At 61.0% G+C, this 25,849-nt stretch carries 22 protein-coding genes, 1 tRNA gene and 1 pseudogene; 8 read left to right on the top strand and 16 right to left on the bottom strand.

The features are described from left to right. Nucleotide 1: 1 nt before the first annotated feature. Nucleotides 2-2,302: a phosphodiesterase DibA gene (dibA, locus tag ACNFCJ_RS12250; RefSeq protein WP_416771597.1), complete on the bottom strand. Its 2,301-nt coding sequence runs from the start codon at nucleotides 2,300-2,302 to the stop codon at nucleotides 2-4. A 169-nt stretch (nucleotides 2,303-2,471) separates the two neighbouring features. Between dibA and desA the strand changes: the two genes are divergently transcribed. The 3 genes from desA to ACNFCJ_RS12235 all read left to right on the top strand — a co-directional run bounded on the left by desA (nucleotide 2,472) and on the right by ACNFCJ_RS12235 (nucleotide 6,503). After that, nucleotides 2,472-3,662 carry a delta-9 fatty acid desaturase DesA gene (gene desA / locus ACNFCJ_RS12245; protein WP_416771596.1) on the top strand — a complete coding sequence of 397 codons (1,191 nt, stop codon included), beginning with the start codon at nucleotides 2,472-2,474 and terminating at the stop codon, nucleotides 3,660-3,662. A 110-nt stretch (nucleotides 3,663-3,772) separates the two neighbouring features. Then, a complete protein-coding gene (locus tag ACNFCJ_RS12240) occupies nucleotides 3,773-4,744 on the top strand; it encodes a GGDEF domain-containing protein (RefSeq protein WP_416771595.1) in 972 nt (323 codons plus the stop codon). Nucleotides 4,745-5,168: 424 nt separating this feature from the next. After that, complete coding sequence (locus tag ACNFCJ_RS12235; RefSeq protein WP_416771593.1) at nucleotides 5,169-6,503, top strand: OprD family porin; 1,335 nt, start codon at nucleotides 5,169-5,171, stop codon at nucleotides 6,501-6,503. A 104-nt stretch (nucleotides 6,504-6,607) separates the two neighbouring features. On the opposite strand, the gene ACNFCJ_RS12230 is transcribed toward ACNFCJ_RS12235, so the two are convergent. Together ACNFCJ_RS12230 and ACNFCJ_RS12225 are read right to left on the bottom strand one after the other, a co-directional pair. Next, nucleotides 6,608-6,937, bottom strand: coding sequence for a DUF2388 domain-containing protein (locus tag ACNFCJ_RS12230; RefSeq protein WP_106735195.1), 330 nt, complete (start codon nucleotides 6,935-6,937; stop codon nucleotides 6,608-6,610). A 91-nt stretch (nucleotides 6,938-7,028) separates the two neighbouring features. After that, nucleotides 7,029-7,280 (bottom strand): annotated as a pseudogene (locus ACNFCJ_RS12225) (NfeD family protein); the annotation flags it as partial. A 165-nt stretch (nucleotides 7,281-7,445) separates the two neighbouring features. On the opposite strand from ACNFCJ_RS12225, the gene ACNFCJ_RS12220 reads away from it, so the two are divergent. Next, the gene (locus ACNFCJ_RS12220; protein WP_416771591.1) at nucleotides 7,446-8,120 is read left to right on the top strand and encodes a murein L,D-transpeptidase catalytic domain family protein; all 675 of its coding nucleotides are present in this window, start codon (nucleotides 7,446-7,448) and stop codon (nucleotides 8,118-8,120) included. On the opposite strand, the gene ACNFCJ_RS12215 is transcribed toward ACNFCJ_RS12220, so the two are convergent. Continuing rightward, nucleotides 8,095-9,879: a GspE/PulE family protein gene (locus ACNFCJ_RS12215; protein WP_416771590.1), complete on the bottom strand. Its 1,785-nt coding sequence runs from the start codon at nucleotides 9,877-9,879 to the stop codon at nucleotides 8,095-8,097. The genes ACNFCJ_RS12220 and ACNFCJ_RS12215 overlap by 26 nt on opposite strands. Before the next feature lie 123 nt (nucleotides 9,880-10,002). Next, the gene (locus ACNFCJ_RS12210; RefSeq protein ID WP_416771588.1) at nucleotides 10,003-10,329 is read right to left on the bottom strand and encodes a hypothetical protein; all 327 of its coding nucleotides are present in this window, start codon (nucleotides 10,327-10,329) and stop codon (nucleotides 10,003-10,005) included. A gap of 127 nt (nucleotides 10,330-10,456) precedes the next feature. Between ACNFCJ_RS12210 and ACNFCJ_RS12205 the strand changes: the two genes are divergently transcribed. After that, the gene (locus ACNFCJ_RS12205; protein WP_003464367.1) at nucleotides 10,457-10,924 is read left to right on the top strand and encodes an Lrp/AsnC family transcriptional regulator; all 468 of its coding nucleotides are present in this window, start codon (nucleotides 10,457-10,459) and stop codon (nucleotides 10,922-10,924) included. Between the two features lie 137 nt (nucleotides 10,925-11,061). On the opposite strand, the gene ACNFCJ_RS12200 is transcribed toward ACNFCJ_RS12205, so the two are convergent. The 11 genes from ACNFCJ_RS12200 to ACNFCJ_RS12150 all read right to left on the bottom strand — a co-directional run bounded on the left by ACNFCJ_RS12200 (nucleotide 11,062) and on the right by ACNFCJ_RS12150 (nucleotide 22,115). After that, the gene (locus ACNFCJ_RS12200) at nucleotides 11,062-11,733 is read right to left on the bottom strand and encodes a DUF502 domain-containing protein (protein ID WP_125881338.1); all 672 of its coding nucleotides are present in this window, start codon (nucleotides 11,731-11,733) and stop codon (nucleotides 11,062-11,064) included. A 195-nt stretch (nucleotides 11,734-11,928) separates the two neighbouring features. Continuing rightward, nucleotides 11,929-13,209 carry a C4-dicarboxylate TRAP transporter large permease protein DctM gene (gene dctM, locus ACNFCJ_RS12195; RefSeq protein ID WP_416771587.1) on the bottom strand — a complete coding sequence of 427 codons (1,281 nt, stop codon included), beginning with the start codon at nucleotides 13,207-13,209 and terminating at the stop codon, nucleotides 11,929-11,931. Continuing rightward, nucleotides 13,206-13,835 (bottom strand): TRAP transporter small permease, encoded by a 630-nt coding sequence (locus ACNFCJ_RS12190; RefSeq protein ID WP_179543689.1) that lies wholly within the window; start codon nucleotides 13,833-13,835, stop codon nucleotides 13,206-13,208. The genes dctM and ACNFCJ_RS12190 overlap by 4 nt, the downstream gene beginning before the upstream one ends. Nucleotides 13,836-13,972: 137 nt before the next feature. Next, nucleotides 13,973-14,965: a C4-dicarboxylate TRAP substrate-binding protein DctP gene (dctP, locus tag ACNFCJ_RS12185; RefSeq protein ID WP_416771586.1), complete on the bottom strand. Its 993-nt coding sequence runs from the start codon at nucleotides 14,963-14,965 to the stop codon at nucleotides 13,973-13,975. Nucleotides 14,966-15,270: 305 nt separating this feature from the next. Further along, nucleotides 15,271-16,656, bottom strand: a complete 1,386-nt coding sequence (locus ACNFCJ_RS12180; protein WP_416771584.1) for a sigma-54-dependent transcriptional regulator — start codon at nucleotides 16,654-16,656, stop codon at nucleotides 15,271-15,273. Beyond that, nucleotides 16,653-18,467, bottom strand: coding sequence for a sensor histidine kinase (locus tag ACNFCJ_RS12175; RefSeq protein ID WP_416771583.1), 1,815 nt, complete (start codon nucleotides 18,465-18,467; stop codon nucleotides 16,653-16,655). The genes ACNFCJ_RS12180 and ACNFCJ_RS12175 overlap by 4 nt, the downstream gene beginning before the upstream one ends. Before the next feature lie 89 nt (nucleotides 18,468-18,556). Further along, entirely contained in the window at nucleotides 18,557-19,420 is an 864-nt protein-coding gene (rfbD, locus tag ACNFCJ_RS12170; RefSeq protein ID WP_416771581.1) for a dTDP-4-dehydrorhamnose reductase, read from the bottom strand. Next, nucleotides 19,417-19,965, bottom strand: coding sequence for a dTDP-4-dehydrorhamnose 3,5-epimerase (rfbC, locus tag ACNFCJ_RS12165; RefSeq protein ID WP_416771579.1), 549 nt, complete (start codon nucleotides 19,963-19,965; stop codon nucleotides 19,417-19,419). Before rfbC ends, rfbD begins: the two co-directional genes overlap by 4 nt. Continuing rightward, nucleotides 19,962-20,834, bottom strand: coding sequence for a glucose-1-phosphate thymidylyltransferase RfbA (gene rfbA / locus ACNFCJ_RS12160; protein ID WP_416771578.1), 873 nt, complete (start codon nucleotides 20,832-20,834; stop codon nucleotides 19,962-19,964). The genes rfbC and rfbA overlap by 4 nt, the downstream gene beginning before the upstream one ends. A 12-nt stretch (nucleotides 20,835-20,846) precedes the next feature. After that, nucleotides 20,847-21,908, bottom strand: coding sequence for a dTDP-glucose 4,6-dehydratase (gene rfbB, locus ACNFCJ_RS12155; RefSeq protein WP_416771576.1), 1,062 nt, complete (start codon nucleotides 21,906-21,908; stop codon nucleotides 20,847-20,849). A 133-nt stretch (nucleotides 21,909-22,041) separates the two neighbouring features. Beyond that, nucleotides 22,042-22,115: transfer RNA gene (locus tag ACNFCJ_RS12150), tRNA-Ser, on the bottom strand. Between the two features lie 189 nt (nucleotides 22,116-22,304). Between ACNFCJ_RS12150 and ACNFCJ_RS12145 the strand changes: the two genes are divergently transcribed. From ACNFCJ_RS12145 to ACNFCJ_RS12135, 3 genes are all read left to right on the top strand, one after another. Next, nucleotides 22,305-23,678, top strand: coding sequence for a tyrosine-type recombinase/integrase (locus tag ACNFCJ_RS12145; protein WP_038823682.1), 1,374 nt, complete (start codon nucleotides 22,305-22,307; stop codon nucleotides 23,676-23,678). A gap of 512 nt (nucleotides 23,679-24,190) precedes the next feature. Next, a complete protein-coding gene (locus tag ACNFCJ_RS12140; RefSeq protein WP_125835804.1) occupies nucleotides 24,191-24,481 on the top strand; it encodes an ATP-binding protein in 291 nt (96 codons plus the stop codon). Beyond that, nucleotides 24,423-25,754, top strand: a complete 1,332-nt coding sequence (locus tag ACNFCJ_RS12135) for an AIPR family protein (RefSeq protein WP_416771573.1) — start codon at nucleotides 24,423-24,425, stop codon at nucleotides 25,752-25,754. Before ACNFCJ_RS12140 ends, ACNFCJ_RS12135 begins: the two co-directional genes overlap by 59 nt. The last annotated feature ends 95 nt before the right edge of the window (nucleotides 25,755-25,849 follow it).

The following is a 25,849-nucleotide window of genomic DNA, read 5'->3' as shown; positions in this document are numbered from 1 at the left end:
CTCAGTTCCTGGTGCTGGGGTGACTGCCCTGCGTTTCGCCTGGGGTGTTGGCGTCAGCGGTGTTGACGGGCACCGGCTGTGGGCGACCGAAGTGATAGCCCTGACCATAGTTGCAGCCTAGCTCACGCAGAAAATCGGCCTGGGCTGGTTGTTCGATACCTTCGGCGAGGACCTTGAGGCCCAGGCTTTTGCCCAGCGCGATCACGGCGCGAGCGATGGCGGCGTCTTCAGCGTCGTTGGGCAGGCCGCGCACGAAGCTCTGATCGAGCTTGAGCTTGTCCACGGGCAGGCGCTTGAGGCGCGCCAGAGAGCTATACCCCGTTCCGAAGTCGTCGATGGCCAGGCGTACGCCCAGGGCACGCAGACTGATGAGCTGTTTCTGCGCTGCATCCGGGTCTTCCATGATCGCGCTCTCGGTGACCTCCAGCTCCAGCTGCTCAGGCGGCAGGCCTGTTTCTGCCAGTACCTGCGCCACTTTCATATCGAGTTCACCGCGACTGAACAGCCGGCTGGAGACGTTCACTGCAACGAAGCTCAGCGCATGCCCTTCGGCGTTCCAGCGCATCATCTGGCGGCAGGCCTGTTCCAGAACCCAGGTATCGATAGCGCCGATCATGCCGTTGTCCTCGGCAATCGGAATGAATTCGCCAGGGGGAATCAGCCCGCGTTGCGGGTGTTGCCAGCGCACCAGCGCCTCCATGCCTACCTGGCGACCGTCACGCAGGTCGTGCAGCGGCTGGTAGTACACGCGCAGCTCGTCGTTGTCCAACGCATGACGCAGGCTGCTGGCCAGCTCCACGCGCTGCCGGGCGTAGTCGGTGAGCTCCTGCACGTAGAAGGCATAGCCTTCGCGACCGCTGTTCTTGGCCTTGAACAGCGCCGAGTCGGCGTTACGCAGGATTTGCTCGACGCTGTCGGCATCTTCGGGGAACAGACTGATGCCGATGCTGGCGCCGATGTAGAGCTCGTGGCCGTCGAGACGAAAGGATGTTTCCAGGCTGCGCAGCAGGCTTTGTGCCAGTTCGGCTGCCTGGGCGGCGTCAGCGCAGTTTTCGCTGAGTAGGCCGAACTCGTCGCCGCCTAGCCGGGCTAGGGTGGTGCCAGTGGGTAAACCTTGCTGCAAGCGCTCGCCGACCGCCTTGAGCAACAGATCACCGACGTTGTGGCCGAGGCTTTCATTGATGTGCTTGAAGTGGTCCAGATCGATCAGTAGTACTGCGCCGCGCAGCACCTCGATCTTGCTGCGCTCCAGCGCATGAGCGACGCGCTCGGTGAACAACAGGCGGTTGGGCAGGTTGCTCAGCGGGTCGTGGTGGGCCAGGTAGTCCAGCTCGCGTTGCGAGCGCTTGATTGCGGTGATGTCGGAGAACACCGCCACATAGTGGCTGACTCGCCCTTGTTCATCGCGAATGACTCGGATGCACTGCCACTGCGGGTAAATCTCCCCACTTTTGCGCCGGTTCCACACCTCGCCACTCCAGGCTCCACGGTTCTGCAGTGCCTGCCACAGGCTCTGATAGAAGGCGGCGTCATGGCGGCCGGACTTGAGCAGGCCGGGGTGCTGACCGAGGATTTCCTCGCTGCTGTAACCGGTGATGCGGCTGAAGGCCGGGTTGACGTGAACGATGCGCTGCTCGGCATTGGTGACCAGTACCCCTTCCTGAGTCGCATCGAACACCGCTGCGGCCTGGCGCAGGCTGTCGTCGATGGCGCGTTGCTGGGTGATGTCGCTGGCGATGCCGATGAAGCGCTGTGGTTGGCCGTTTTCGTCACGCAGCAGGCGGCCGCGTGAATGAATCCAGCGATAGCTGCCGTCGGCGTGGCGCAGACGGTATATGTTTTCATAGGCCTGCTCGCTCAACTCGGCGTTGAGCGCATGCAGCGCGCGCTCCGCGTCATCCGGATGCAGGCGTGCGGCCCAATCTTCGCGGGTGTTGCCCAGGGTTTGCGGGGTGAGGCCCAGCAGCCTGGCATAGCCCTCGGAGAAGAACGCTCGGCGGTTGCTCACGTCCCAATCCCACAGGCCGTCGCGCGTGGCATCTAGCGCCAGGCGCAGGCGCTCCTCGTTGCTGGCCAGCGCCAGGCGTGCGCGTCGATATTGTTGAGCGTGACGGTGTAGCACCAGATAAAGCAGTGAACTGGTGAGCGCGACGAACAGCAGGCCCTTGAAAGATTGCAAGCGCTCCAGTTGCGCCACGGACAGGCCGAGGGCTGTCAGCAGTCGGTCGCTCAGCAGTATCCAGAGGCAGGCCAGCAACAGATAGCCCAGAGTAAAACGCAGGGCGGCGGTGTCGATACGCATGGGTAGGCTACTACGCTCCCTGTTAATGTGGGTCAGTATAGAAGAGGGTTGGGCTGAAACATTCTCATCTAAAAGACCAACTGGTTTTCTGGCATGGGTCAGGGATAATGTGAACAGGTTCGTCCTTGTAGGACAAACCGCGTTTCCCTATCAAGAGGCAACACCGCCCATGTGGTACAACGGTTTACTCGACCTGTCGGTCTGGCAGCTGGTGACTGCGACCCTGCTGATGACACACGTGACCATCGTCAGCGTCACTGTCTATCTGCACCGCTACTCTGCGCACCGGGCATTGGAACTGCACCCGGCGCTCAAGCATTTCTTCCGTTTCTGGCTGTGGCTGACCACTGGTCAGAACACCCGTGAGTGGACCGCGATTCACCGTAAGCATCACGCCAAGTGTGAAACCGCCGATGATCCGCATAGTCCGGTCGTCAAAGGTCTGGGCACCATACTGCGTAAAGGTGCCGAACTCTATCAGGAAGAGGCGAAGAACCAGGAAACTTTGCGCATTTACGGCAAGAACTGCCCGGATGACTGGATCGAGCGCAATGTCTACAGCCGTTACCCGATTGGCGGCGTGATCCTGATGGCGATCATCGACCTGGCCCTGTTCGGCGTACTCGGCATCACGGTGTGGGCCGTGCAGATGATGTGGATTCCGGTATGGGCCGCGGGTGTCATCAACGGTCTTGGTCATGCTGTCGGCTATCGCAACTTCGAATGCCGCGACGCTGCCACCAATCTGGTGCCCTGGGGCATCCTGATCGGCGGTGAGGAACTGCACAACAACCATCACACTTACCCTAACAGCGCCAAGCTGTCGGTGAAGAAGTGGGAGTTCGACATGGGTTGGGCCTGGATCAAGCTGTTCAGCTTCCTCGGCCTGGCGAAGGTGCAGCGCGTGGCGCCGATTGCGCATCGGGTCGAGGGCAAGGCCAGTCTGGACATGGACACTGCCATGGCCATCCTCAACAACCGTTTCCAGATCATGGCGCAATACCGCAAGTTGGTGATTGTGCCGTTGGTCAAGCAGGAAGTGGCCAAGGCCGATGAGTCCGTTCGTCACCTTTTCCGTCGGGCAAAACGCCTCTTGTCGCGTGAACCGAGCCTGCTGGAAGAGCAGCATCATGCGCACATCGCCGATATGCTGGCGCAAAGCCAGGCACTCAAGGTGATCTACGAGAGGCGCCTGGCGCTGCAGCAAATCTGGGTGAAGACCAGCAGCAACGGCCACGACATGCTCGAAGCCATGAAACAGTGGGTACACGAGGCCGAGGCCAGCGGTATCCAGTCGCTGCGTGAGTTTGCCGAGCACCTCAAGACCTACTCGTTGCGACCATCCAGCGCGACTGCCTGACCTCCGCTCGTTACCAGCAAAGGCCCGCCGAACTGGCGGGCCTTTGTGTTTGTCCAACAGCTCGCACTATGCTCATTTCAATGCGAGGCGAAGGACGGATGGCCGCTGTAATGGACGATCAAGGCAGGGCTGTTTCCGAGTTGGAAGAACTGACCTTGGCTCTACTGCACAGCCGTGCCGAAGTAGAGCGTCTGGGTGCGCGCGAGCAACTGTTCAGTAGCTTGCTTGGCAGCGTCAATGCCGTGCTCTGGGCCTTCGATTGGAGCGAGCAGCGGATGATTTATGTCAGCCCTGCTTATGAGCGAATCTTCGGTCGTTCCGCCGCGTTACTGTTGGCCGACTATGGCGAGTGGCGTAACAGCATCTATCCCGACGATATCGACTACGCCGCTGAAAGCCTGGCCAAGGTATTGGAAACTGGCGCGGTGGAGTCGCGTGAGTACCGCATCATTCGCGCCGATGGCCAATTGCGCTGGCTCAGCGACAAGTGTTTCGTCAGCCCCCGGCTGGGTACCGAGCAGGGGCATGTGATCGTCGGTATTGCTGAAGATATCACCGAGAAGAAGCGCCTGGAGGGCGAGTTGCATCGCCTGGCAACCACAGATGTGCTGACCCAGAGCAGCAACCGGCGGCACTTCTTCGAATGCGCTCGCCGTGAGTTCGAGCACGCGCGCAAGTTCGGCAGCCCGTTGGCTTTCCTGCTGCTCGATCTCGATGACTTCAAGACGATCAATGACCAGTACGGCCACCAGATTGGCGATGAGGTGTTGCGGCGCCTGGCGCAGTGCGGCAGCAACGCCTTGAGGCGCGGCGATCTGTTCGGACGTATCGGTGGTGAGGAGTTCGCGGCGCTGTTCCCCGGCTGTGAGCAGGATGTGGCATTGCAGGTGGCTGAACGGCTACAGCGCGAGGTGCAACGCCTCGGCTTTCAGCATGAAGGTCGGCACTTCGGCATTACAGTCAGTCAGGGGCTGACCAGCCTGCTAGCCACTGATGTCAGCCTCGATGCGCTCTATGCACGTGCCGATGCAGCGATGTACGTGGCCAAACGCCAAGGCAAGAATCAGATCGTACTAGGGTGATGGTTGGCGACTTTCCGCCTGAGACCTGGTTATCATGGGCGGAAAATTGCCGATAATGTGCTGTCATCGGTTAGCCACCGACTTGTCGAAAAAATGTAACCTGCTGTTCTAGAAGCCTTGTGCGCCGACTTCGCCAAGCTGGCGCGCTATCTGCATAGGCCCCGAAAGATGCCGGCTAGGATGTCGGCGCACAATAACAACGACGAGAGCACTCACCATGCGCCACTCTGCCCGCCTCATTCCGGCCGTCCCGCTGCGTTCGCCGTTGTTTCGTTCTTCCTGAATTTTTCATGCGCCCATTCGAGCCCGGCTTTGCCGTGCCATGGCTCATGGGTGTGTGTGCCCTATTCGTTCCGGCCTGCCTCTTCGTGCCGAAGTCTGAGCCGGACGATGCGTCACCTTAAACACACTGGAGAGAAACATAATGAGAAAGACCTCCCTGGCACTGGCCGTAGCCGCCAGCACCCTGGGCCTGAGCCAAGTCGCCTTCGCCGATTTTATCGGTGACAGCAAAGCCAGCCTGACCATGCGTAACTTCTATTTCGATAACGACGTTAAGAACACCACCAATAACGATGGTGCCGCTCGTGAGTGGGGCCAAGGGTTTATTCTCAACTATCAGTCTGGTTTCACTGAAGGTACCGTCGGTTTTGGCGTCGATGCTGTAGGTATGCTGGGTGTGCGTCTTGATGGCGGTGGTCGCAGCGATAAGGCCGGTCGGGATCGCACCCCGGGCCAGCTTTTTCCTCGTGAGACCGACAACAGCGCTGTTGATGATTTCAGCAAGGCCGGTGCTACCGCCAAAGTTCGTTTCTCCAAGACCGAGGCTCGCATCGGTACCCTGATGCCTAAGCTGCCGATCTTGACCTCCAACGACGGTCGCTTGCTGCCGCAGATGTTTGAAGGCGGCATGATCACCTCCAACGAGATCGACAACCTGACCCTGACCGCGGGTCAGATTGAGCACGCCGTAGGCCGTGCCTCGAGCAATAGCACCAGTTTGTCGATCGATGGCCGTGCTGTTGGCCAGGCTGACTCCAACAAATTCTACTTCGGCGGCGGGGACTGGAAAGTCGCCAAAGATCTGACTGCCCAGTACTACTACGCGAATCTGGACGATTTCTACAAGCAGCACTTCGCCGGTTTGGGCCACAATTTGGCACTGGGTGAAGGTAGTCTGAAAACCGATCTGCGCTATTTCCGCACTACATCCGACGGCAAGAACGGTAGCGCGGCCGGGCGTGCTGCAGGCTATACAGCTAACACTACCTTTGGTGATGGCACTGGTGAGGTCGACAACAACACTTGGAGCGCAGCCTTCACCTACACCCTGCAGAGCCATGCGTTTATGCTGGGCTATCAGCGTGTTTCCGAGAATAGCAACTTCGTCCAGCTGAACCAGGGTGGCATTGAAGGTTCCGCAGGAGCCAGCGTTTATCTGCTGACCGACCGCTTGGTCAACAGCTTCACCCGTGCCGGTGAGCGCACCACTTTTGGCCAGTACAGCTATGACTTTGCCAGCCTCGGCGTGCCGGGTCTGAAAGCTTCGGTAGCCTACCTGAAGGGCACCAACATCCAGCGCGCCGACGGTTCGCAGAACAAAGAGTGGGAGCGTGACATCGCTCTGGACTACGTGTTCCAAGACGGCGCCCTGAAAGGTCTGGGTCTGGGCTGGCGTAACGGCATGCTGCGCGGCGATGCCACTACCGACGCCGACCAGAACCGCCTGATCGTCAGCTACACCCTGCCGCTGATGTAAGGCGAGAGTTTTCGGGAGGCTTGCCAAGGCCTGAGTCCCGAAAGCCAATCAAAAATGCCCGCACCCTATGGATGCGGGCATTTTTTATGCGCGACCGGGATAGCTCAGCGTGGGGTGTCAGCTGGTGCTGCCGAAGTCGCGAGAATGGCGCTGGCCAGCGCCATGTCGTCGGCTTCCTGCAACTGCGGGTTGGCGCTGCGCAGTTGCTGCATCGCGGCTTCCAGATGCGGGCCGCGGATTTCGCCGTTACTGGCGACGAAGCTGCTCGCGTCCTCTTCGGCCGCGGCGACCAGCTTGCGATCCTTGAAGGTCAGGTAGGTCGAGGCGGTGGTTGCGCCCGATGAAAGAATGTCGCGCAGCATGCCATCGGCTGCTGCGGTCTGGGCGATCAGAAAGGCACTGAACGCCAGTGCGGCCCGGCTCGTTACACGCATGATGAAACTCCTTAGGGGTGGCTCCTCTCCTAGGAGTCGCGCAAGCCGCTGGTGGTTCCTTACAGGCGATGGCCGGTTGCCAGGCCGATCAGTTGCTGAGCTTGCGAGCCCGCTGTTGGTGGCGCCACCAGATCAATGCCGAGAGTATTGCCAGTGCGCCGAATAGCAGAAATTGCCAAACCCAAGACAGGTCCGGGAACAGATAAGTCAATGCGCCGACAGCGACGGTCACCAGGCCGATCCATAGCAAGTAGCCTCCGGCGCCGAACACCTCGAGAATCAGCAGCAGGGTGGCCAGGGCCAGCCAGTCCCAGAACGACAGATGTTGCAGGTAGGTGATCATGGGAAGGCGTGGCTACCCATACTCAGACTGTTCGCTGATCGCCCTTCGGTGTGCATCGCATAGACTCCATTGCCAGATCAATCAATCTAAGCACAGTCGCCTGGGCTCTGCCGCCGACCCCTTCGCAAGGTGGGCAGATGCCAGGTCATCCGTGGGAGCCAGGGCATGTTTACGCGTTCGCTGATGGTGTTTTTGCTTAGCGTTCTGTTGCTGGCTGGAAAGGGCGCTGTGGCCAGTGAACTACTGAATGCCCTGCACCGTGCAGCGCCGCAGTTGGAACAGCGTGCGTTGCAAGAAGCACTATGGGCGCTGCGGTGCGCCGAGCGCGAAGGTGCGAGTGAAGGCAGACGGTTGGCGGTGATCGATTACTCGCGCTCTTCGCTGGAGCGGCGCCTATGGGTTTTCGATCTGGCGCGCGGGCGTCTGCTGCAGCGTGAGTTCGCGGCCCATGGTCGCCAGTCTGGTGAATTGTTTGCCGAGCATTTCTCCAATCAGCCTGGCAGTAATCAGACCAGCCTAGGCCTGTTTCGCGGCGCTGAAAGCTACAAGGGGCGGCATGGGCATTCGCTGCGCCTCGATGGTCTGGAGCCCGGCCTGAATGATCAGGCGCGTGCCCGTGCGCTGGTGATCCATGGTGCTTATTACGTGGCGCCGACATGGGCGCAGAAATATGGGCGTATGGGGCGCAGCCTGGGCTGTCCGGCGGTGCAGCAGGAGGTGATCGGTGTGCTGGTGGATCAGCTCAAGGACGGCCAGTGCCTGTTCGCCTGGCATCCTCAGATAAGCGATGAGCGCTATCGCGATTGTGCGAGCGTCAGCGTTGCTCGCTCTGTGGAGTGACGCGTAGCACTTCCTCGATGGTGGTCAGCCCTGCAGCGACCTTCTGCGCGCCGGACAGACGCAGGCTGCGCATGCCGTCCTTGAACGCGGCGCGGCGCAGGGCGGTAAGGTCGGTGTCAGCGTTGATCAGTGGCTTGATGGCATCGTTGATCAGCATGATCTCGTAGACGCCGGCGCGGCCGCGGTAGCCGGTTTCGCGGCATTCCAGGCAGCCGACGGCGTGGTGTGCCTGACTCGGCGGCGGCGAGCTCCAGGGCCGGGTCAGACCGTTCCAGGTGTCTTCGTCCAGTTGCAAGGGCGCCTTGCAGTGCGGGCACAGGGTACGCACCAGGCGCTGGGCCATGACGCCGAGGATGGTGGCCTTGAGCAGGTAGTGCGGCACGCCCAGTTCGAGCAGGCGGGTGATAGCGCTGGGTGCATCGTTGGTGTGCAGGGTGGACAGCACCAGGTGGCCGGTCAGCGCCGCCTGGATGGCCATCTCCGCGGTTTCCAGGTCGCGGATCTCGCCGACCATGATGATGTCGGGGTCCTGGCGCATCAGCGCGCGCACACCGCTGGCGAAGTTCAGATCGATGTTGTGCTGCACCTGCATCTGGTTGAAGGCACCTTCGATCATCTCGATCGGGTCTTCGATGGTGCAGACGTTCACCTCCTCGGTCGCCAGCTGCTTGAGGGTGGTGTAGAGCGTGGTGGTCTTGCCCGAGCCGGTGGGGCCGGTGACCAGGATGATGCCGTTGGGCTGGCTGGTCATGCTGGCCCAGCGGCGCAGATCCTCGGGGGAAAACCCGAGTTGATCCGGGCTTTTCAGCAGCACTTCCGGGTCGAAGATACGCATCACCATCTTCTCGCCGAAGGCGGTTGGCAGGGTGGATAGGCGCAACTCCACTTCGTTGCCGTCCGGGGTCTTGGTCTTGACCCGGCCATCCTGCGGTTTGCGCTTCTCGGCGATGTTCATGCGGCCGAGGTTCTTCAGGCGGCTGACTACCGCCATGGTGACCTGCGCGGGGAACTGGTAGACGGTGTGCAATACGCCGTCGATGCGAAAGCGCACCGTGCCCTGTTCCCTGCGCGGTTCGATGTGGATATCGCTGGCGCGCTGCTGGAAGGCGTACTGGAACAGCCAGTCGACGATGTTGACGATGTGCGCGTCGTTGGCATCCGGCTCCTGGTCCTGGGCGCCGAGGCTGAGCAATTGTTCGAAGTTGCCGACACCGCTGACCTTTTGATCGGTGGCATTGGCGCCGCTGACCGAGCGGGCCAGGCGATAGAACTCGGTGGTGAAACGCTGGATATCGCTGGGGTTGGCCACCACGCGCTTGATCGGGCGCTTGAGTACGTGGACCAGGTTGGCTTCCCAGCTGTGCACAAGCGGCTGGCTGCTGGCGATGGTCACGCTCTCGCTGTCCACTGCCACGGCGAGAATCTTGTGACGCTGAGCAAAGGCGTAGGACATCAGCGGGGTGATGGCCGGCACGTCGATCTTCAGCGGGTCGATGCGCAAGTAAGGTTGCCCGGCGAAGTTGGCCAGCCAGGTGGTGAGGGTTTCCAGGTCGAGTTTCTTGCCCGGCCTTTGCTGATCGTCCACCTGCTGCGCGGCCAGAAACTCCAATGGATGCTGGGCGTTGTTCAGTGAGCTGCGGCGGATTGCCAGGCACTGTTCAGCCACATCCTGGTCCACCCGGCCTTGGGCCACCAGCTCGCGCAGCAGGTCGCCAAGATCCAGTACACGGTCGGGGGCAGTGGCGGTGAAGGCGGACATGCGGGCTCCTCGGGGTCGGCCTGAACAAGGGTAGCAGGTCGTTCTTCAACGATCTTCTAGCCGAGCTAGGATGCCCGAAAAGTGGCACCAGGGCGAAGTGCCCGGCGTGATCGATCACCCGCTTCAGGCCACCTCCGTCACCAGGTTGTGATCCAGGTGCTGCCAGGTAACCTCCCATACGCACACCAGGCCGCGCAGTTTCTGCGCCAGCACGCCGGCTCGATGCAGCGAGATACCGGGCAGGCGCAGACTGATATGCAGGTCATCTTGCAGGCGCTGCATGTGCAGGGTTTCGGGGAGCAACTGCAATTGTGCGAACAGGCCGAGCAGCCGGCACATGACGTCGGCCTCGGCGTCGGTGCGCAGTTGGTATTCGACACAGGCATCGGGGCGATCCTGCCAGGGATCGCGGCGATTATGGGCGGACGGAAACGGCGTGGTATCAGGCATGGTGGCAGCTCAGGCAGGTTTTGCCTAAGTTTCCGCCTTATTTCGGCAAAAGTTCTGCCTGGTTTGCTGTGTTGATGGCGTTTATGTGGATAGACTCACCTGAAAAAGTGGCTGGTGAGGAATTTTTATGTCCATTGCGCTGGATGCCTACGATCAACGCATTCTTGCTTTGCTACAGGAGGATGCAGGCCTCTCCACGGCGGAGATCGCCGAGCGCATCGGTCTGTCGCAGTCGCCCTGCTGGCGACGTATCCAGCGGCTCAAGGAGGAAGGGGTGATTCGCAAGCAGGTGACCCTGCTCGATCGCAAGCGCATCGGCCTGCATACGCAGGTGTTCGCCCAGGTCAAACTCAACGCCCACGGGCGCTCCAACCTGACCGAGTTCGCCGAAGCCATGCGCGAATTTCCCGAGGTGCTGGAGTGTCACGTGCTGATGGGGGCGGTGGACTTCATGCTGCGCATCGTCACCCGCGATATCGAGGCCTATGAGCGCTTCTTCTTCGAGAAGCTGTCGCTGGTGCCAGGGATCCAGGAGGTGAACTCGATCGTGGCGTTATCGGAGATCAAGTCCACCACCAGCCTGCCGCTTGCCTAGGAAACACTGAAAAAGCTGTCATGCCCGCGCAGGCGGGACAGCAGCCCTATCGCTGAACAGCGCTTGCGCTGGCCTGTAGATCTCGAGCCTTCGAATTTCCTGGGCTCCCGCCTGCGCGGGAGTGACGCAGGACATATTCAGGGTTTGATCACCACTGGCGGCGACTGCTCGACGTTGCGCCTGCTGGGTGGCGTGAGCCCCATGGACACATAGATGCTGGTCAGTTGATCCACACCCATGTCGGCGGGGCGAATCCACTCTTCGGGTACATAGAGCAGGCCGCCACCGACCGGAATCGGTGCGGTGGGGATGAGGATGGCGCAGTAGGGGCGGCCCTCCAGTTCGACGCTTTCCGAACTCGGGCGCAGGGCGAGCACCGCTGCGCCGTCGCCGCCGAAGAAGCACCAGACCGGCGCCATGGTGGTGATATCGGGGTTCTTGCTCTTGTCCAGCAGGCCAACGAATCGATCAGCCAGGTTGTAGAAGTTACCGATCAGCGGCGTGCGCCGCAGGGTGCGATCGATCAGCCAGGACAGCGGGCGGCGCAAGCCCAGTTGTACCGCCAGGCCCAGTGGGTAGAGGCTGGCCAGCAGCACCAGACTGCCCAGCATGTAAGCCAGATAACTATTGCTGGAGAAGGGTTGGCCGAGGGCTGCGAACACTTGGCCGATCAGGGTCGAAGGTCCGACCAGGCGATTGAGCAGGCTGAATATCCAGGCAAGCAATGCCAGGGTCAGTGCCAGCGGCAGTAGCGCGAGTAGACCCGTCAGCCAGGTGGTTACGACGGATTTCAGGCTGCGTCTGAGCATGTATCGGTTTCCTTGACGATCTTGGCGGTGACTTTACGCCAGGCGCGGCAATTCTGTGCAGTCTTGCCCGTGCGCGTGGTTGGCGAAATGGCTACAGCACTTTTCGTCAGATTGTTTCGAACAAAAAAAGCCCGGCACTAAGGCCGGGCGTAGTAGGTACACAAGGTACCGAAGTAGTAGCGTTCGGTCGAACCGTTACATGCCAAGCATATTTGGCAGGGCCATGGACACGGCCGGGATGTAGGTGATGATCATCAGGAAGCTGAGCAGCAGCATCAGCCATGGCATCGCCGCGCGGATCACTGCTGTTAGTGGCATTCCCGTCACCGCCGAGGTGACGAACAGATTCAGCCCCACCGGCGGCGTGATCAGGCCGATCTCCATGTTCACCACCATGATGATGCCCAGGTGAATCGGGTCGATGCCCAGCTGCATGGCGATCGGGAACAGGATCGGTGCGAGGATCAGGATGATCGCCGATGGCTCCATGAAGGCACCGGCCACCAGCAGCACGATGTTCACCACCAGCAGGAACTGCCACGGCTGCAGGCCCAGCTCCACCACCCAGGCGGTGATCTGCTGCGGAATCTGCTCGGTGGTCAGCACGTGGGCGAAGAGCATGGCGTTGGCGATGATGAACATCAGCATGATGGTCAGCTTGCCAGACTCCAGCAGCACCTTCGGGCACTCGCGGATGGTCAGGTCCTTGTACACGAACAGGGCGACGAAGCCGGCGTATACCGCCGCCACGGCCGCAGCCTCGGTCGGGGTGAACATGCCGGTGTAGATACCGCCGAGGATGATCACCATCAGCAGCAGGCCCCAGAACGCCTCACGTGCAGCACGCAGCCACTCGCGGAAGCTGGCGCGCGGCAAGGCTGGCAGCTTCTTGATGCGCGCGACGATGTAGATCGCAATCATCAACACCAGGCCGAGCATGATGCCGGGGATCACACCGGCCATGAACAGCTTGCCCACCGACTGCTCGGTGGCGGCGGCGTACACCACCATCACGATCGACGGCGGAATCAGGATGCCCAGGGTACCGGCGTTACACACGATGCCGGCGCCGAAAGCCTGCGGGTAACCGGAACGCACCATGCCGGCGATGGCGATGGAGCCGACCGCGGCGACGGTGGCCGGCGAGGAGCCGGACAGCGCGGCGAACAGCATGCACGCCAGTACCGCGCCGATGGCCAGGCCGCCACGGATGTGGCCGACGCAGGCGTTGGCGAAGTCGATCAGGCGACGCGCGACGCCACCAGTGGTCATGAATGCACCGGAGAGCAGGAAGAACGGAATCGCCAGCAGGGTGTAGTGCTCGGAGGTCTCGAACAGCTTGATCGCCAGCGAGCGCACCGAGTCCGGGCTGAACAGCATGATGGTGATCGAACCGGCCAGGCCGAGCGACGCGGCGATCGGCACGCCGATGAACATCAGCAAGAACAGCAGCAGGAAGAGGAACAGAACGGTCATTGCTTGGGCTCCTCGTGCTCATTGATTTTCAACGCATCGGCGGCTTCGTCAGCCAGGCCGAGGCCGGTCTGCTCGTTGCGCAGGATACGGACGAGGATTTCCAGGAAGCGGATGAACACCATGGCGTAGCCGAAGGGCACGATCATGCCGATGTGCCATTGCTGGATGCCGTAGTGGCCGAGGTCCTCGGCACCGATGCCAGCCTTGAACAGGGTGCTGACCCAGTCGAAGCTGCCGACGGCGATCAGGCCGGCGTAGCCCAGGCAGGCCGAGCAGGCGATCACACCGATCACGCGTTGTACGCCGCGTGGGGCGAGTTTGACCAGGGCGTCGACGCCGATGTGGCCGGCGGTGCGCACGCCATAGGCCAGGCCGAAGAAGATCAGCCAGCCGAACAGCGCTTTGGTCAGGGCATTGCTCCAGGTCATCGCCTGAGCCATGTCGAGAATGGCGTCGCCGATAGCGAGCAAAGTCTCGTTACCGCCGAAGGTGTCACCCAGCCAATAGAACAGGGTGTAGAAGTTGTTGAGGATCACGTAGACGAAAGTGATCAGCGTCATGGTCGCCAGGAGGAAAGCGATAAAGCCTTCCTCGAAGTGCTCCCAGCCGCGCCGCAAGGCGTTCATGGTCGGTTCTCCCGAATGGAAAGGGCGTAGGGTGGGACGGTAGCCGGCCCACCGGTTACAGCGTTGATCGACGCCCGTCGCGGGCGTCGTGGTGGGTCAGAGCATCGACGCTCTGCCCACCCTACGGCTCTCCGGCCTTATTGCTGGTTGGCAGCTTGCGCGGCCTTGATCAGGTCAGCGCCGATCTCACCTTCGAACTTCTTCCATACCGGCTGCATGGCATCGCGCCATTGGCCACGCTGCTCAGGGGTCAGGGTCAGGATCTCGGTGGTGCCTGCTTCGGCGATACGCTGCTTGTCGCCTTCGTTGAGGGCGTCAGCCTGCTTGTTCACCTCGACGGTGACCTCGGCGATGATCTTGTCCAGCTCGTCGCGTACGTCAGCCGGCAGACCGTCCCAGAACTTGGTGTTGGTGATCAGCATGTAGTCCAGCAGGCCATGGTTGGACTCGGTGATGTACTTCTGCACTTCGTGCATCTTCTGGCTGTAGATGTTCGAGTACGGGTTCTCGGCACCGTTGACCACGCCAGTCTGCAGGCCCTGGTAAACCTCGGCGAAGCTCATCTTGCGCGGGTTGGCGCGCACAGCCTTGAACTGCTCTTCCAGTACGGCGGAAGCCTGTACGCGGAATTTCAGGCCACGGGCGTCTTTCGGCTCCAGCAGCGCCTTGTTGGCCGACAGTTGCTTCAGGCCGTTGTGCCAGTAGGCCAGGCCGGTGATGCCCTTGTCGGTCATGGAGGTCAGCAGCTTCTGGCCTTCCGGACCTTTCTGGAAGCGATCGACTGCAGCCATGTCGTCGAACAGGAACGGCAGGTCGAACACCTGCAGCTGCTTGGTGTAATGCTCGAACTTGGCCAGGGACGGAGCGATGATCTGCACGTCGCCGAGCAGCAGCGCTTCCATTTCCTTGCCGTCGCCGAACAGCGAGGAGTTCGGGTAGACCTCGACCTTGACCTTGTCGCCCAGACGCTCTTCAGCCAGTTGCTTGAACAGCACGGCGCCCTGACCTTTCGGGGTGTGCTCGGCAACCACGTGGGAGAACTTGATGACGATCGGGTCGGCAGCGTGAACCACGCCAGCGATGGACAGGGACAGGGCGCAAGCCAGCGCCTTGGCAGTCAGTTTGAACATGCGGATGCTTCCTCTTGTTGTGTTTATCGCATTTGCGCCGGGGCGCAGCTGACGAACGGACAAGAGCAAGTCTAGGCGGCTTGGAGAAAAACGCCGGTGGCATTAGCGAGGCCTGGACTTGTACTTGTGGGTTCGCTTGACGTTAGCCTAGAGCAACCCTTGTGCCAGTCTGCGATATGCCGACCTTGCGTGCCGTGCAAAGGCCCATGGCTGCGGGCTTTTATGTTCCTTTACCGACCCTCTGGTCGGCGCATGGGCCCGCCAGCATCAGGTATGGATGGCTGAAAATGGCGGTTTGCCGCCAGTCAGTCGAAGTCCTCTGGCGAGCTTCCGCCAGCCCCGGAGAAATTCAGCCCATGTTTGCGCAGTTTGTCGTGCAGCGTCTTGCGCGGTACGCCCAGCGCTTCGGCCAGGCTGCGCAGCGAGCCGTGCGGGCGGCTCAGCTCGGCAGCGATCAGGGCGCGTTCGAAGGCTTCGACTTGTTCGCTGAGCCCGCCGTTGACCGGCGGCAGATTTGGCGCGTTGCTGTCGAGCGCCAGCTCCAGGCCCAGGGCGAAGCGTTCGGCGGCGTTTTGCAACTCACGCACGTTGCCTGGCCACGGATGACGCAGCAGCAAGGCGCGCTGTCCTGGCTGTAACTCTCGCGGTGCCAAGGCGTGGCGGGCGGCCGCCCCATCGGCGAAGTGCTGGAACAGCAGCAGGGCGTCCTCGCCGCGCTCGCGCAGTGGTGGGATGGACAGCGGTGCGACGTTGAGGCGGTAGTAGAGGTCGGCGCGGAAACGCCCGGCATCGGCGGCCTGACGCAGATCTTCCTTGGTCGCGGCGATCACGCGGATATCCAGCGGGATCAGCTGATTACCACCGAGGCGCTCGACTACGCGCTCCTGCAGCAGGCGCAGCAGCTTGACCTGCACATCCATGCTCATGCTCTCGATCTCGTCGAGGAACAGGGTGCCGCCGTTGGCGAACTCGAACTTGCCGATGCGCCGTTTCTGCGCGCCGGTGAAGGCGCCGGCCTCATGGCCGAACAGCTCGCTTTCGACCACCGACTCGGCCAGTGCGCCGGCGTTGATGGCGACGAAGGGCCCTTCGCGGCGGTTGGACAGGTCGTGCAGGGCGCGTGCAACCACCTCTTTGCCGGCTCCGGTCTCGCCGAGAATCAGTACGTCGGTGGCGATGCTGGCAAGTGCACCGATCTGCTCGCGTAGGCGCTGCATGGCCGGCGATTGTCCAACCAGGCGGCTGGACAGTTGCTGGCGGTCATTGAGCGCCATGCGCAAGCTGCGGTTGTCCAGCACCAGGCGGCGCAGCTCCAGCGCACGGCGTACGCTGTCGAGCAGGTCATCGTTGGCGAAAGGTTTTTCCAGGAAGTCGTAGGCGCCGGCACGCATTGCTTGCACGGCCAGCGGCACGTCACCATGGCCGGTGATCAGCAGCACCGGCAGCTCGGCATCACGCTCGCGTAATTGCTCTAGCAGTTGCAGGCCATCGATGCCGGGCATGCGGATATCGCTGACCACTACGCCTGGCCAGCCAGCGGGAATGCGCGCGGCCAGACCCTGCGCGTTGCCCAGGCTGAGGACCTTGAGCCCAGCCAGGTCGAGCGTCTGGCTGAGTGCCTGGCGCAGATGGGCGTCGTCGTCGATCAGCAGTACCTGAATGCGGCTGTCGATGGCGCTGTCGCTGGTCATGGCGAAGGGTCCTCAGAAGGTTGCAGATTGACGCCGGGGCTGGCCAGGCGCAGGCGCAGGGTAATCAGCGCGCCGCCGGCCGGATGATTGGCCAGCAGCAGTTCGCCGTCCAGCGCCCGCACCAGACTATCGCAGATGGCCAGGCCGAGCCCCAGGCCCTGGGCGCTGGTCTTGGTGGTGAAGAAGGGTTCGCGCGCGCGGGCCAGGGATTCGCTTGAGAAGCCGGGGCCGTTGTCGCGCAGCAGCAGATCGAGGTGCTCGGCCTGATGCTCGACGCTGATCCAGATACGCCGTGGCGGCGCCTTGTCGAGCAGGGCGTCGAGCGCATTGCCGAGCAGGTTGCCGAGTACCTGCCGCAGGCGCGTTTCGCCAGCCTGAACCCAGAGCGTGGCGTCCGGCAGGTCGCGAATCAACTCTACATCCATCGCCCGGCGGCGTTTGGCCAATAGCGCCAGGGCATCATCCAGTGCTGGCTGCAGGGCAACCCGCTCCGGCGCGTGGCGGTCGCGGCGGGCAAAGGAGCGCAAATGGGTGATGATCGAGGCCATGCGCTCGGTCAGCTCGCTGATCAGCTTGAGGTTGGCGCGAGCATCGTCGCTGCGCTGATGGTCAAGCAGGGTGCTGGCGTTCTCCGCGTAGCTGCGGATCGCCCCGAGCGGCTGGTTGAGTTCGTGACTGATGCTGGCGCTCATGGTGCCGAGCGCCGACAGTTTACCGGCCTGGACCAGCTCGTCCTGAGCGCGCACCAGCTCCTGCTGAGCCTGTTCACGCTCGAGCACTTCCTGCTTGAGGCGGCTGTTGAGCAGTTCCAGATCATGCGTTCGTTCTGCGACGCGCTGCTCCAGTTCGGCCTTGGCGCGGGCGTCGAGGGCAATGCGCTCCAGGTAGTGACGGCGCCGCAGGATCAGCAGGCCAAGCAGCAATAGCAGCGCTAGAAGTGCTGCCGCCCCGACGGCCACTGCACTGCGCACGGGGCGATCGAGCAGGATGCGTGGGGCGAGAATGCTCACCGTCCAGCCGGTTTCTTCCAGGGCACGGCTTTGCGTCAGCCAGGCGTTGGGATCGATGTCCAGCGCCGGCGGCGCCTGAGTCGGGTAGGGCTGGTTGGCGGCGATGGCCGACTGCTCGACGCGGTCCAGCGGACGGCTGGAGTGGAAGCGCCAATCCGGGCGCGAGGTAAGAATGACCACGCCGTTGGTGTCGGTCACCAGCAACTGTTCCGGCGTATTGCCCCACAGGGTTTCGGTGTGGTCGAGGTCGACCTTGACCACCAGTGCGCCGATGTTGTGCTCGTCCTCGCGCACCGGGTAGGCGAAGTAGTAACCGCGCTTTCCAGACGTTGTACCCAGGCCGAAGAAGCGCCCCAGGCGCCCGGCCAATGCTTCGCGGAAATACGGACGGAAGGCGAAGTTGCCGGCGACGAAGCTGTCGGGTTTGTCCCAGTTGGAGGCGGCCAGGGTGACGCCGCGCGGGTTCATCAGGTAGATCACGTCGGCGCCGGTCTGGCTCTTCACGCGGGCCAGCAAGCGGTTGGCGTTGTCCAGGGCGGCTGGGTCTTCAGGGGCATGCAGGGCGGCGCGCAGGCCTGGCAGATCGCCAAGAATCTGCGGCAGCACTTCGTAGCGGCGAAGCGTGCCGAGCAGGTTGGCCACATACAGATCGAGGGTTTGCCGATTTTGTTCGATCAGCACTTCGCGGTAGTAGCGCTCGGCCAGGAAGTGGACCGGCCACAGCAGTGGCGCAAGCAGCAGCGCCAACAGCACGAGGCTGCGCCAGCGCAGGCGACGGGGAGTGGCAGTGTTCGTGCTCATGGCAAACCGTGCAGAAATGATCGGCGCATTATGCACGTTAAGCGCGCGGCCGGTGATGGGCACTGGCCGCGCGGATGAAACGCAGGGGCTCAGTTCATGCGTTGCAGGCAGGCGTCCAGGGCGGTGTGCCAGTCCGGTAGGCGAACCTGCCAATCCTGCTCCAGGCGGTTGCCATCCAGGCGTGAGTTGAGTGGGCGCTGCGCAGGTGTCGGGTACTCGCTGCTGGGGATGGGACGCAGCCTGGCGCAAGGCTTGCCGGCTGCACGCAGGCGTTCGGCGATGGCACTGGCGAAGCCGAACCAGCTAGTTTCGCCCTGGCAGGTCAGATGGTAGGTGCCCCAGTGATGGCGCCCGTGCTGCCACTTGTCGATCAGCTCGGCGGTAGCGCTGGCGATACTGCCAGCCCAGGTCGGTGCGCCGATCTGGTCGTCGACGACGCTGAGCTCCTCACGCTCCTGCAGCAGGCGCTGCATGGTCAGCAGAAAGTTGCGACCGTGCTGCGAGTAGACCCAGCTGGTGCGCAGGATCAGGTGATCGCAGCCGCTGATGCGCAGCGCCTGTTCACCGGCCGCCTTGCTGGAGCCATAGACGCCCAACGGATGTGGCGTATCGGCTTCACGGTAAGGCGTGGTCTTGCTGCCATCGAAGACGTAGTCGGTGGAGTAGTGAATCAGCGGAATGTCCAGTTCGAAGCAGGCGTCGGCGATAGCGCGCGGCGCATCGGCATTGATAGCGAAGGCCAGCTCGCGCTCCTGTTCGGCCTGGTCGACGGCGGTGTACGCGGCGGCATTGATCACCAGCGCCGGTCGCTCGCGCAGGATGATGTCGCCCAGGGTTTCCGGGCGCGACAGGTCGAATGCCTGCCGGCCGAGACTGATCAGTTCATGCTCGCGCAGGGCCAATTGCAGCTCACGGGCGACCTGGCCGGTGTGGCCGCTGATCAGAATCTTCATGCGAAGGTCTCGGCGTCGGTCAGGCTCAGGCCTTGCTGATCCTTGGCCGAGAGTTGCGGGCTCAGGCCGTCTATGGGCCAGTCGATGGCCAGGCTCGCATCATCCCAGCGGATGCAGCGCTCATGGGCCGGTGCGTAGTAGTCGGTGGTCTTGTAGAGAAATTCGGCGTATTCGCTGAGCACCAGAAAACCGTGCGCGAAGCCTTCCGGCACCCACAGCTGACGCTTGTTCTCGGCGGACAGATGCACGCCGACCCACTTGCCGAAATTTGCTGAACTGCGGCGCACGTCGACCGCGACATCATAGACCTCGCCAGCAGTGACACGCACCAGCTTGCCCTGGGCCTGCTGCAGTTGGTAATGCAGGCCGCGTAGTACGCCGCGTGCGGAGCGCGAATGGTTGTCTTGAACGAACTCGCGGGTCAGCCCGGTGGCCTCGGCAAAGCGTCGCGCGTTGAAGCTCTCATAGAAGAAACCGCGCTCGTCACCGAACACCTGGGGTTCGAGAATCAGCACTTCTGGCAGTGCAGTGGCGATGACGTTCACAGCGATTCCTCCACCAGCTTGTACAGGTACTGGCCATAGCCGGTCTTGCCCAGCGCCTTGGCGCACACGAGCAATTGTTCGCGGTCGATCCAGCCCTGTTGATAGGCGATCTCTTCGAGGCAGGCGACCTTCAGACCCTGGCGCTTTTCCACGGTCTGCACGTAATGCGAGGCATCCAGCAGGCTGTCGTGGGTGCCGGTGTCGAGCCAGGCGAAGCCACGGCCGAAACGCTCCACGCGCAGATCGCCACGGGCCAGATAGGCATTGTTCACATCGGTGATTTCCAGCTCGCCACGCGGCGAGGGTTTGACCGCCTTGGCAATCTGCACCACGTCGTTGTCGTAGAAATAGAGGCCGGTCACGGCAAAGCTGGACTTGGGTTGCGCCGGCTTTTCCTCGATCGACAGCGCATTGCCAGCCGCATCGAATTCGACCACGCCGAAACGTTCGGGATCGCTGACCCAGTAGCCGAATACCGTGGCGCCGCTGTCGTGGCTGGCTGCGCGCAGCAGCTTCTCGGTGAAGTGCTGACCATGGAAGATGTTGTCGCCGAGGATCAGGCACACCGAGTCGTTACCAATGAACGACTCGCCGATCAGGAAGGCCTGCGCCAGGCCATCAGGCGAGGGTTGCTCGGCATACTGCAGTTCGATGCCGAACTGGCTGCCGTCGCCAAGCATCTTGCGGAAGTTGGGCAGGTCTTCGGGGGTGGAGATGATCAGAATCTCGCGAATGCCGGCCAGCATCAGCACCGACAACGGGTAATAGATCATCGGCTTGTCATAGATTGGCAGCAACTGCTTGGAGACGCCGAGGGTGATGGGGTGCAAGCGAGTGCCGGAACCGCCGGCGAGAATGATGCCTTTCATTATTCCTGCTCCTTAGAGTGCGCCGAGTCGCTGACCTTGATAACTGCCATCCTGCACGCGGCGGCACCAGTCGAGGTTGTCCAGGTACCACTGCACCGTCTTGCGCAGACCGGTTTCGAAGGTTTCCTGCGGTACCCAACCCAGCTCGCGCTCGATCTTGCTGGCGTCGATGGCGTAGCGCTGGTCGTGACCGGGACGATCCTGCACGTAGGTGATCAGGTCTTCATAGCGCGCGATACCGGCCGGCTTCTGTGGGGCCAACTCTTCCAGCAAAGCGCAGATGGCGCGCACAACATCGAGGTTCTTCTGCTCATTATGGCCGCCGATGTTGTAGGTCTCTCCGACCTTGCCCTCGCTGACCACCTTGAGTAGGGCGCGAGCGTGATCTTCCACGTACAGCCAGTCGCGCACTTGCTGACCATTGCCGTACACCGGCAGCGGTTTGCCCGCCAAGGCGTTGAGGATCATCAACGGGATCAGCTTTTCAGGGAAATGATAGGGGCCGTAGTTGTTCGAGCAGTTGGTGAGCAGCACCGGCAGACCATAGGTGCGCTGCCAGGCGCGCACCAGATGGTCGGACGCCGCCTTGCTCGCCGAATAAGGCGAGCTGGGCGCGTAAGGGGTGGTTTCGGTAAAGAGATCGTCGACGCCATGCAGGTCGCCGTACACCTCGTCGGTGGATATGTGATGGAAGCGAAAGGCCGCCTTGCGCTCAGCGCTCAGGCCAAGCCAGTAGGCGCGGGTGCTTTCTAGCAGGCCATAGGTGCCGACGATATTGGTCTGGATGAACGCGGCCGGGCCATCGATGGAACGGTCGACGTGGGACTCGGCGGCCAGGTGCATGATGGCGTCCGGTTGGAACTCGGCCAGTGTCGCCGCAACGCATTTGCAGTCGCCAATGTCGCCCTGGACGAAGCGGTAGCGCGGGTTGTCATCAACGGGGGTGAGCGACTCCAGGTTGCCGGCGTAGGTCAGTTTGTCGAGGTTAAGTACCTCGTGTTCGGTGTTCTGAATCAGATGACGAATCAGAGCCGAACCGATGAAGCCGGCGCCGCCGGTAACAAGAATGCGCATCTGCTCATAACCTCGCTATGTAACCTTTCGCCATACCCACGAGCCGAGAGCGGTAAGTGCAATGAACAAGCGACGGATGTGGGCAGGAGCAAAAACAAAAAAGGCCTGCATGAAAGCAGGCCTTGATATTAGATGGTGCCGGCACCAGGAGTCGAACCCGGGACCTACTGATTACAAGTCAGTGTCAAAGCTAGGTTTTCCACAGGCCGTATCAGCAAAATTGACAAGCCTTAAAGCTATCTAAGTGCATGAATATAAAGGTATGTATCGATTTTACTGGGCTGCGTAGAAAAATCTAACCGCTGTTTAATCTTTGGTCAAATCCCTACCCCAAACCTACCCCAGGCGCTATAGTCCTACCCCAAACCTACCCCGGTATTAGTCAGGAGCGGGCAGATGAAACAGCGCGGCGCGATGAAGGAACACATCCTCCAGCGGCTCAAGTACGACCCCCAGAAAGGACGTCAGGATTACCTCGATCCGCCCATGCCGGGGCAGGGTACGTTCGGGGTGCGGGTCAACAAAACATGCATAAGTTTCATCTTGCTCTACAGCTTTCATGGCCATCCCCGGCGCCTGACACTGGGCAAATACCCTGAGCTATCGCTTGCTGAGGCGCGTGCCAAGGCCGCGCAGGCCGGTGAGCTGCTGAAGCAGGGTATCGATCCCGGGCAGAAGAAAATCGTCGAGTTGGTCGAGTACCGCACCAGTCCGACGTTCGAAGAGGCGGTTGTCAGCTACCTAGAGTGGGCCGAGAAGAACAAGAAATCGTGGCGTGAAGATGAGCGCATGCTGCGCACTGAGTTTGTTCCGCACCTCGGGCGCACCAAGATCGGTGATGTCACGCGCAAGCAGGTCGTGGCGCTGCTTGATCATAAGGCCAAGACCGCGCCGGTGCAGGCCAACCGTCTGCTGGCCGTGATCCGAAAGATGTTCAACTTCTGCGTCGAGCGCGAGATCCTTGCTGCGACACCCTTGGTGCAGATCAATAGGGTGGCCAAGGAAACGCCACGGGAGCGCAGCCTCAATCGTCACGAATTGGTGTGGTTTCTGCACCAGTTGGCCGGTGCCTCGCTGACGACCAATACGCGGTTTTCCCTGTTGCTGAGTCTGATGCTGGCGCAGCGCTCGGGGCGTATCGTGGCTATGCGATGGGTCGATATCGACTTGGACGAGCAGATCTGGGATCGCAGTGGCAAGTTCGAGAAGAACAACAACCCGATTGCCATTCCGCTTTCGGACGATGTGCTGAGCATTCTGAATTACCTGCGTGAGCGGCAGATTCAGAAAGTGATTTCGAATGACCTTGAACACTGGGCTAATAGTAAAACTCAACCTAAGCCTGGGCAGTATGTGTTTCCAGGGCGTTGGCCTGCTAAACCGCAGACGCAGCCCTCGCTCAACCGCGCCATGCGCCGCTTCTACGATGACTACGTGAAGGATTCAGGTCGGGTCGAAGAGGAGAGTCTGCTGCGCGTTGCCGATGGCTATCCGCGTCCAACCGTGCATGACTTGCGCCGCACGGCAACCACGCACATGTCCAAGCATGGCTTGGGCAAGGACGTGCGCAGTCGCATCCTCAACCATAAGGACCTGTCGGTGGATGCGATCTATGACCGGTACTCATACTTTGAAGAAAAGGCTGAGGCTCTCCAGGGGTGGCATGACTATCTGAAGGGGTTGCTGCAGAAGGAGTTTGGTGACGTGGATTGGGTAGGGTTCTACGGGCGGCGCATGGAGGCCTCTGCACCAGATGATGAGGGGGAATAAAGCTATGTCCTGAGCAGCCTCGCTGCTGCGGGCGATCAGGGGTCGTTGATCAATCATTAGCCCGAGCCGCCTCCCTCCCCTGATTCCAGGCTGGTGGCGTGGGGGAGGGCGGTATTGCCAGCGTAATCTGTCTCACTGGTGCGTAGGATTTTCAGTCCTACTGTCTACACATTTAATTTCTCCAGCTTCATGATCGTAGTCGGTGTGGCCGACCTACAGGCAAGGTCAGCTACGAGCTGAGATCATAAGCTGTGGTAGTCGACTATGGCCGGCATCCAGTCTGATGCGGCAGGCTCAAAGCATCCAGTAGCGGGCATTGGCTCTATCTCCGATGCAACCCGGTGCAGAAAAGGGCGCGGCTAGGAAGTGGCCATTTGCCATGAATCTGGATAGTCTCGTACCCGTACTATGGCTAAGGATAATGTTGTAGTGGCTTGTTGCCATATTGCCCGGTGGTATGGGCTGAGGAGAGGGAATTGAGGATAACGAATCCGCCCCAGGCAAGGGACCTGATGGCGACCGCACGAAGTTTTGGTAACTACGACCTAGCGGCAGCTCTCGCGGACTTAATCGACAATAGCATCAAGGCCAAGGCCTCTCGGGTGGATATCTCGTTCGAGCCCGAGGAGAGTGATGTTGTCGTAAGGATCCGTGACGACGGGACTGGCATGGACTTGGAGACGCTAAAGATCGCCATGCGCCCCGCCAGTGCCAATCCACAGGATGAGCGGGAGCCCGACGATCTTGGAAGATTTGGCTGGGGACTGCTCGGTACTGGCCAAGGTCTTCGCCGCATTTGGTAATCGCCTACTCGAGCAGAACGTCAGGACGTACCTGCAGGCAAAGACCGGTGTCAACAAAGGCATTCTGCGCACCATCGCGGAAGAGCCCGGGATGTTCTTTGCGTACAACAATGGCGTAACGGCTACGGCGTCCTCCGTACAGACGCGAAGGCTCCCCAGCGGTGCATTGGCTATTTCCCACATCAAGGATTTCCAAGTTGTAAACGGAGGGCAAACCACTGCGTCTCTGCTCTATGCTCGCGATGGTTTGGGCAGGAACCTTGATCATGTTTACGTTCAGGTCAAGCTGTCCGTAGTGGAGGAGGATCGGTTAGCCGATGTGGTTCCCCGAATCTCCGAATACGCCAACACACAAAACAAGGTTTCGCTGGCTGATCTTGCCTCTAACAGTCCGGTACAGATCCGAATTGAACGCTTCTCCAAAGAGGTGTCCGTTCCCCAGAAAGCGGGCGAGCTTCACAGCAGCAAATGGTTCTATGAACGTGCTAGAGGCCAGTACAAGAATCTCTTCTCGTACAAGACGCCGTCTGAGCGCAAGAAGCTTGAGTTGATGTATCCCAAGACACGTCTCGTGACAAAGACCGACCTTGCGAAGTACGAGCTTTCCTTCGATGGGCGCCCCCAACATGTCAGTGAGGGCGCCCAGAAATGCTTCAACCGCTACACGACATCGGTGCTCGCGAAGCTCGGAGATGGATCCTCGCTCAGTGAAACCTGGTTCCGTCGGGCCATGGCTAAAGCATTGCTCTTCATTGACCTTGATGAAGCCGTGCAGAACTCGTCGTGGTACCAAGCAGACCGAGGCTATAAAGCTCAAATTGTCACGTACACGATTGCAGCCTGCGCTGACGGGTTCCGAGCAAAGGCCCAGCAGTTGGATCTGGATAGGATATGGCGAGAGCAGAGTGTTCCCTCAGCACTGCTTGGATGGATGCTAGAGCAGGCCCGTCTGGTGGCAGACATTCTGAGATCCCCGCCGGACAATGTCAGGAACATCTCAGAGTTCGCCAAGCGGGATTTCTGCTGGGAGCAGTATGTGAGGGGCAAGGTTGGCGTACCAAGCGAAACCGCCGCCCAGTTTGGTGTTTCGATCGAGGAATACTGTGACGAAGCACGACAGGGAAGCCGCGAAGGAGCCATGAATCTCGAGGTTGACTTCGATGTTGCCCTGTTTGGCTTGGTGCCCCGCGCGAACGACATCATCACCCAGGCGCAGAAGAATGGGATTGCATCACCCAAGAACATTAGTGCCTTGACCGTATGCGCTCCATAGACCCCATCTTCAACTGACCTCTCCGTATCCCGGATGCTGGGCTCCCTATTTTCCCGTGGAGTTCCGTCATGATGCGTCCCGACGCCAAAGTGCAG

Origin of the sequence: Pseudomonas sp. NY15364, from assembly GCF_048068235.1 — a bacterium.
GTDB classification, from domain to species: domain Bacteria; phylum Pseudomonadota; class Gammaproteobacteria; order Pseudomonadales; family Pseudomonadaceae; genus Aquipseudomonas; species Aquipseudomonas mendocina_D.
This window is presented reverse-complemented; position numbering and strand designations above follow the sequence as displayed.

What these genes read in the sequence shown, in the direction of transcription:
- dibA (WP_416771597.1), bottom strand. Translation starts at nt 2,302, where the DNA reads ATGCGTATCGACACCGCCGCCCTGCGTTTTACTCTGGGCTATCTGTTG.
- desA (WP_416771596.1), top strand. Translation starts at nt 2,472, where the DNA reads ATGTGGTACAACGGTTTACTCGACCTGTCGGTCTGGCAGCTGGTGACT.
- ACNFCJ_RS12240 (WP_416771595.1), top strand. Translation starts at nt 3,773, where the DNA reads ATGGACGATCAAGGCAGGGCTGTTTCCGAGTTGGAAGAACTGACCTTG.
- ACNFCJ_RS12235 (WP_416771593.1), top strand. Translation starts at nt 5,169, where the DNA reads ATGAGAAAGACCTCCCTGGCACTGGCCGTAGCCGCCAGCACCCTGGGC.
- ACNFCJ_RS12230 (WP_106735195.1), bottom strand. Translation starts at nt 6,937, where the DNA reads ATGCGTGTAACGAGCCGGGCCGCACTGGCGTTCAGTGCCTTTCTGATC.
- ACNFCJ_RS12220 (WP_416771591.1), top strand. Translation starts at nt 7,446, where the DNA reads ATGTTTACGCGTTCGCTGATGGTGTTTTTGCTTAGCGTTCTGTTGCTG.
- ACNFCJ_RS12215 (WP_416771590.1), bottom strand. Translation starts at nt 9,879, where the DNA reads ATGTCCGCCTTCACCGCCACTGCCCCCGACCGTGTACTGGATCTTGGC.
- ACNFCJ_RS12210 (WP_416771588.1), bottom strand. Translation starts at nt 10,329, where the DNA reads ATGCCTGATACCACGCCGTTTCCGTCCGCCCATAATCGCCGCGATCCC.
- ACNFCJ_RS12205 (WP_003464367.1), top strand. Translation starts at nt 10,457, where the DNA reads ATGTCCATTGCGCTGGATGCCTACGATCAACGCATTCTTGCTTTGCTA.
- ACNFCJ_RS12200 (WP_125881338.1), bottom strand. Translation starts at nt 11,733, where the DNA reads ATGCTCAGACGCAGCCTGAAATCCGTCGTAACCACCTGGCTGACGGGT.
- dctM (WP_416771587.1), bottom strand. Translation starts at nt 13,209, where the DNA reads ATGACCGTTCTGTTCCTCTTCCTGCTGCTGTTCTTGCTGATGTTCATC.
- ACNFCJ_RS12190 (WP_179543689.1), bottom strand. Translation starts at nt 13,835, where the DNA reads ATGAACGCCTTGCGGCGCGGCTGGGAGCACTTCGAGGAAGGCTTTATC.
- dctP (WP_416771586.1), bottom strand. Translation starts at nt 14,965, where the DNA reads ATGTTCAAACTGACTGCCAAGGCGCTGGCTTGCGCCCTGTCCCTGTCC.
- ACNFCJ_RS12180 (WP_416771584.1), bottom strand. Translation starts at nt 16,656, where the DNA reads ATGACCAGCGACAGCGCCATCGACAGCCGCATTCAGGTACTGCTGATC.
- ACNFCJ_RS12175 (WP_416771583.1), bottom strand. Translation starts at nt 18,467, where the DNA reads ATGAGCACGAACACTGCCACTCCCCGTCGCCTGCGCTGGCGCAGCCTC.
- rfbD (WP_416771581.1), bottom strand. Translation starts at nt 19,420, where the DNA reads ATGAAGATTCTGATCAGCGGCCACACCGGCCAGGTCGCCCGTGAGCTG.
- rfbA (WP_416771578.1), bottom strand. Translation starts at nt 20,834, where the DNA reads ATGAAAGGCATCATTCTCGCCGGCGGTTCCGGCACTCGCTTGCACCCC.
- rfbB (WP_416771576.1), bottom strand. Translation starts at nt 21,908, where the DNA reads ATGCGCATTCTTGTTACCGGCGGCGCCGGCTTCATCGGTTCGGCTCTG.
- ACNFCJ_RS12145 (WP_038823682.1), top strand. Translation starts at nt 22,305, where the DNA reads ATGAAACAGCGCGGCGCGATGAAGGAACACATCCTCCAGCGGCTCAAG.
- ACNFCJ_RS12140 (WP_125835804.1), top strand. Translation starts at nt 24,191, where the DNA reads ATGGCGACCGCACGAAGTTTTGGTAACTACGACCTAGCGGCAGCTCTC.